The sequence below is a fragment of the Roseitalea sp. genome (assembly GCF_984466335.1).
Map to the genome: position 1 here is coordinate 1 of NZ_CFIFWG010000147.1, position 5854 is coordinate 5854.

Below are 5854 nucleotides of genomic sequence, written 5' to 3' on the forward strand. Positions count from 1 at the left end.
GCCGAACAGCACCTCGGCTTGTTTGGCGTTGCGGAAGTTTTCGCCGTTGATCCAGATCAGGTCGACGGAGCCGGAATCGGTGACGCCCGCCTCACGCTCGCCCAGCACGATATTGACGGCCTCGACCGTATCGCTCAACCCAACGCGGTTAAGGGTGATCCCATAGTTCTCCATCACGATGCCGCCGATATATTCGCTGACATAGCGGTTGACATTGTCGGCGCCCCCCCACAGGAACCAGTTGACCTCGCCGCCGCGCGCCTGCTCGACGACGGCGTCCCAGTCCGCCCCGATCAGCGCGGCGCCGTGCCCCCCGGCCAGCGCCGTGCCGACCGGCAGGAGCGCCACAGCCGCCGCCGCGGCCGCCGATTTCAGAAACTTCATCTTCTTCTCCAGTTCGTGCGCCCCATGTGCGGGCCATATCGGGTTGTCTCAAGCCCTCTTGAGTTCGGCAACATACTTTTGCGAATTCGAGCGCGGTATCGAAGGTGGCGACCCTGGCGCGGCCAAGGGCCCGCATCAGCGGCCCGTTCACCGCGGCAAACGGATGAAAGCACGCCCCGCAAGCCTCCTTCGAGAGCCGGCGCGGTCATGCAAAGCATCCGCAGCTTGTCGCTACAAATTGTCCATAACCAGTCAAGGGCGCAATGCAAGCATTTCGCACAGGGCGGCGCCCGGGCAGCGGATCGCGGTCCACGGCCGCATCTGCGCTTGACACGCCCCGCCAAGAACGGGCACCGAAGCGATCGATATGACCGACCTCGACGCGACGGCCGCCGTCGCAATCCTCACGGCCTTGGCGCTGGGCGGGCTCATCAAGGGCGCAACGGGCGCTGGCGCGCCGGTCGTCGCGGTGCCCGTCATGGCGGCGTTCTTCGATGTGCGACTGGCGGTGATCGTCATGGTCACGCCGAACCTTATCACCAATCTGTGGCAGTTGCGCCAATATCGCCGCGCGCACCTGCCCAATCGGTTCGCCTGGTTCTTCGCCGTCGCCGGCGGCGCCGGCGCGGCGACCGGAACGCTTTTGTTGGCATGGCTGCCGACGCGGGCATTGTCGCTGCTGATCGCCGCAGCCGTGCTCCTTTATATCGGCTTGCGCATCGCCCGGCCGGGCCTCAGGCTGGCCTTTGCCACCGCCCGGCGCATCGTCCTGCCGATCGGCGCGGCCGCCGGCGTGTTGCAGGGCGCGGCCGGCATTTCGGCGCCGATCTCGGTCAGCTTTCTCAACGCCCTCCGGCTTGAGCGCCCGGCGTTCATCGCGACCATTTCGGCGTTCTTCGTGGCCATGTCCGTGGTACAGATCCCGGCGCTTTTCGCATTCGGGCTGCTGACGGCCGAGCGCCTGTCGCTGAGCGCCATGGCGCTTGTGCCGCTTTTGGTCTTCATGCCCGTCGGCGCCTGGCTCGCCCGCCGCATGAGCGCCAGAACCTTCGACCGCATCATGCTGGGCCTGCTGACCCTGCTCGCCTTGCGGCTGGCCGCAACGGCGCTTTTGTGAAGCGGCAGGGCCCGCAACGCCTATGCTTGGAAGGCTCTAAAGCCGCGTCACCCGCAGCTTGGTCTTCAGATCGGTGCGGCAAAACGCATGCAGGAAGCACGTCTTCTCGGACACATCGAGCATGTCGCGCGCGACATCGTCGGACTCGGCGGTTTGCAGGTGGACATGGGTCTCCACCGGATCGGCTTCGCCCGCCTTGCCGGTGCCGCCCGAGGCGCCTCCAAGCGAGAAATGGGTGTCCTGGACGATCGAGTAGTGCGGCAGGTCGAGTTTTTCCATCGACGCCATGCGGCCGAACTGCGTCATGAAGCAAAAGCCGATGCCGGCCGAAATGAAGCTCACCGCATCGGGCGCCCGCCCCTGCCCGCCGGCGCTTGGCGCCTCCTCGGACAGGAAGCGGAAAATGCTGCCATGGGGGCTGTACAGTCGCTGCTCGATCTCCTTGATGCCGTCCGGGCGCAGCGTGCAGGTCGCGGCGGGATTGAGCGTGCGGTCCTGCTCGTCGCTGAGGCTCGATGCGGCCGCCGACGTCGCCTTGGGCAGCTGCTTCTTCGGGGTGATGCCGCCGCGCTCGATGAGCGCCAGTTCCGAAACCTCCGGCAGCGGCGCTGCGCCCGACGGATCGTCGACGACCGGCCCGTCAAGCGCATGCGCCTGACCGGTGTCGATCCGCTCCGCGTTCCGGGTCAGGGTGAACAGGCTGTCGAGCTTGCCGCGCATCAGGCCGTTGAGCGGCGATGCATGGATCGCGTTCATCAGCAATTGGTTGAGTTCGGTGTCTTCAAGATCGCAATCGACCTGCACCTCAAGCTCGACGGGCAGCGCGCCGCCGATCATGGTGCGTTTGCGCATGGATCCATGCATGGTGTAGAAATTGTCCTGAACCAGCCGGAGCTGCCGCAGGACGACCCCCCGCTGCGCGGCGAGCGCGGTGATCTCGTTCATATAGCTTGCCACCATGCCCGTCGTCAGAAAGGCGAGCGGGCAAGGCGCCGCGTCATATCCGGATAGATAGGCCCCCTCGTCGGAGACCAGGCGCCAGGTCAGGCCGGACCGCGCCGAGGTGACGAGCGCCTCCTTTTGAAACCCGGACAGCGAGCGCACCCAGGTGCGCACCGCATCGCCACGGCGCAGCGGCGGCGCCTCAAGGCCGATATCGCCGGCATTGGCCACCTTGAAGAACGGCGACAGCCCGCTTGCGGCAATGATGTTTTCGCCCAGTTTCATGTCAGACTCCTCTCGTCGGGCGCGTCAGCCGAACATCGTGTTTGGCAGGAACAGCGCGATATTGGGGAAGGTGAGCACCAGGATGACGGCCGCCAGCATGGCGAACCAGAACGGCCAGATGCCGCGGAAGATGGTGTTCAGCGGCACATTGGGCGCAATGCCCTTGACCACGAACACATTGATGCCGACCGGCGGCGAGATCAGCGCCATTTCGAGCACGATCACCATCAAGACGCCGAACCAGATCAGGTCGATGCCCAGCGACTGCAAGATGGGCTGCGCCAGCGGGATGGTCAGCACGAGGATCGCAAAACCTTCCAGAAACGTGCCCAGCACGATGAAGGCCAGCAGGATCGCGATGACCACCTGCATGGCGGTGAAGCCCTGCGCCTCGACCCATTGGGTCAGGGCGAAGGTGACGCCGGTAAAGCCGACGAACGTCTTGAAGACGAAAGCGCCAAACAGGATCAGGAACACGGTGCCGGTCGATTTGAGCGTGCTGGCCACCACGTCCTTGGCGTTCTGCCAGGTCAGCTTGCCGCGAATGATGGTGACGAGCAGCGCCAGAAAGGCGCCCACGCCCGCCGCCTCGACGGCGGAGAAGACGCCGGTATAGATGCCGCCTATGGTCAGCACGATGATGCCGACGATCCAGGAGGCGCGGCCAAGGGAGGCCATGCGTTCGCCAAACGGTTCGGCGGCGGCGGCCTGCGGAGCCTTTTCGGGATCGCGCAGGACCAAAAGCCAGATCGTCAGAACGAACAGCCCGGTCAACATAAGGCCGGGCAGCACGCCGGCCATGAACAGCCGCCCGATCGATTCCTCGGTCAAGATGGCATAGACGACGAAGCCGGCCGATGGCGGGATAAGGATGCCCAGCGTGCCACCGGCGGCGATCGACCCGGTGGCCAGCCCGTCATTGTACTTGAAGCGCTGCATCTCGGGCAGGCTGACGCGCCCCATCGTCAGCGCGGCCGCCAGAGACGAGCCCGAAAGCGCCGAAAAGCCCGCGCAGCCGACGATGGTGGCGGACGCCAGCCCGCCGCGCAGATGGCCGAACCAGCTGTGCGCGGCATCATAGAGGTCGCGGCTCATGCCCGAGACGCCCGCCAGATTGCCCATCAGGATGAAGAGCGGCAGGATGGTCAGCGGATAGTTGGACGCCTCGGCGAAAATCTCGCCCGCAACAACGGGCAGGCTTGCCTGCGGGCGGATCATATAGATGCCCACGGCGCCGACAAGCATCATCGACGTGCCCACCGGCATGCGGATGAAGAGCAGGACAAAAAGGGCCGCAAAGCCCAGGATCGCGATCATCGTACCGTCCATCAGTCGGCCGCCTCGTTGGGGTCCTCGCCGCGCCAGTGCGCAAGGCCGACCAGAAGATGAACGAGCAGGAGCGCCGCATAGGACGCCATCGCCACGCCGAGGAAATAATAGAACGGCGTATGGACGATCGAAAGGTTGTTGGTGATCTGCCCGCAGGGCAGGCCGCACGAGCCCTTGGAGAAAAGCCCGTAGGTCGCAAAAGAGACGATCGCCAAGCCGAGCGACCGCGCGATCAGATCGGTGATCCGGGTCACGCGGCGGCCGGCGAACCATTTGATGACGCCGACGCTGACATGGGCATGATGGTGGGCGCCATAAGCCACCGAAGCGGCCACGACGACCGTCAGCGTCATCATAGAGATATCCTCGATGCCGAAGATGGGATCGTTGAGAACGTAGCGGGCGAAAACCGCAACGACCGTCACGCCCATCAACCCGAACACCGCAAGGCCGCCAACGAAGGCGAGCAGCCCGGCCAGACGGCCGAGCTGCCTTTCGGCAAGCATCAGCATGACGGGCGTATCAGCCATCGGTGCCCTGCATCATCGCCTTGATGTCGCCGGCCGTCTTGTCGCCGGCCATCTGGGACATGGCAGCGGCGAGCGCATCTTCGACGGCGGCGTCAAAGCGGGCCTTTTCCTCGTCCGGCAGCTCGATGATCTCGACGCCCTCGGCGCGCGCGGCCTCGATGCCCCAGGCCGTTGCGCGCTCATAGCCCTCGCCGCCAAGCCGTGAAAGGCTGTCGTCGGCGGCCGCGTCGACCCAGCCCTTCTGCTCGTCGGTCAGACCGTCATAGAGCTGCCTGTTCATCAGCAGGACGAAGGCCGAACCGGACCCCGGAAAGTAGGTCGTGATGTAGTTGGCCGGCTCTTGCAGCTTGAACGAGGCGATCGCCGAGGGGTCGATCGCGATGGCGTCGATGACGCCATTGGCCAGGTTCTGGTTGATGACGTTGACCGGCTGCGCCACCGCGCTCGCGCCCAGCGCCTCGGTAAAGGGCAGATCCTGCTTGGAGGTGACGCGGATCTTCATGCCCCGCACGTCTTCAAGCGTGCGCACGGGCTTGTCCCTTGTGATCAGCACCGGCGGCGCATTGGCCCAGATTGCCAGCACCTTGGCGTCATATTCGGTCTCAAGCTCCTTGCGTGCCCGCAGCAGCGATTCGGTGCAATCGGTCGCGCTGTCGCAAACCTTGGGCAAGGTGATCACATTGGTCTTGGGGAACAATTGGCCGGTATAGCCGGGCAGCGTGAAGACGATGTCGGCGACACCGTCGAGCAGGATCGAATACTGCTTGGGCGGGACCGAGTTGAGCGCGCCGCCGGGGAATTGCGTGACCGTCATACGACCGCCGGAAGCCTCGGCCAGACGGTCGGCGAAAGGCTGGAACACCGATGCGTTCATCGGGTGGTTCGGGCCCATGAAATAGGCCAGCGCCAGATCCTTTGCCGCGACGATGGAACTCGACGCCACAAGAGCGGCGGCCGTGAGCGTTGCAAGTCGGTTCATGTTATCCTCCCTTGAAGATCGCGGAACTACATAAGCCAGCCCGACGGGCCGGAGATAGAGTGGTGGGCTTGAAACTGGACCACGCCCTCATAGCCCAGATTGCGGCCGATGCCGGACTGTTTGAACCCGCCGAAGGGTCCGCGACCGTCCTGGGCGGCCGGGCCGTGCGCGTTCAGATAGGTATATCCGGCCTCAAGCCGCCGGGCGAGCGCGACGGCGCGGTCCCGGTCCGCCGTCCAGACCGACGAGCACAGGCCGAAACGGCTGTCGTTGGCCTTGGCGACGGCC

The 5854-nt window shown here is 65.1% G+C and carries 6 protein-coding genes and 1 pseudogene; 1 reads left to right on the forward strand and 6 read right to left on the reverse strand.

What is annotated here, in order from left to right:
- Nucleotides 1–384 (reverse strand): annotated as a pseudogene (locus AC5E6L_RS12375) (ABC transporter substrate-binding protein); the annotation flags it as partial.
- 367 nt (nt 385–751) lie between these two features.
- Between AC5E6L_RS12375 and AC5E6L_RS12380 the strand changes: the two are divergent.
- Nucleotides 752–1501, forward strand: a complete 750-nt coding sequence (locus tag AC5E6L_RS12380) for a sulfite exporter TauE/SafE family protein (protein WP_491773656.1) — start codon at nt 752–754, stop codon at nt 1499–1501.
- Nucleotides 1502–1537: 36 nt separating this feature from the next.
- On the opposite strand, the gene AC5E6L_RS12385 is transcribed toward AC5E6L_RS12380, so the two are convergent.
- The 5 genes from AC5E6L_RS12385 to AC5E6L_RS12405 form a co-directional block, all read right to left on the reverse strand.
- A complete protein-coding gene (locus AC5E6L_RS12385) occupies nt 1538–2728 on the reverse strand; it encodes an OsmC family protein (RefSeq protein WP_491773658.1) in 1191 nt (396 codons plus the stop codon).
- A 24-nt stretch (nt 2729–2752) separates the two neighbouring features.
- Nucleotides 2753–4057 (reverse strand): TRAP transporter large permease, encoded by a 1305-nt coding sequence (locus AC5E6L_RS12390; RefSeq protein WP_491773660.1) that lies wholly within the window; start codon nt 4055–4057, stop codon nt 2753–2755.
- The gene (locus tag AC5E6L_RS12395) at nt 4057–4587 is read right to left on the reverse strand and encodes a TRAP transporter small permease (protein WP_491773662.1); all 531 of its coding nucleotides are present in this window, start codon (nt 4585–4587) and stop codon (nt 4057–4059) included. The genes AC5E6L_RS12390 and AC5E6L_RS12395 overlap by 1 nt, the downstream gene beginning before the upstream one ends.
- Nucleotides 4580–5566, reverse strand: coding sequence for a TRAP transporter substrate-binding protein (locus tag AC5E6L_RS12400; RefSeq protein ID WP_491230720.1), 987 nt, complete (start codon nt 5564–5566; stop codon nt 4580–4582). The genes AC5E6L_RS12395 and AC5E6L_RS12400 overlap by 8 nt, the downstream gene beginning before the upstream one ends.
- A 26-nt stretch (nt 5567–5592) precedes the next feature.
- Nucleotides 5593–5854: aldehyde dehydrogenase family protein (locus AC5E6L_RS12405; protein WP_491773665.1), on the reverse strand; the 262-nt coding region annotated here is incomplete at its 5' end.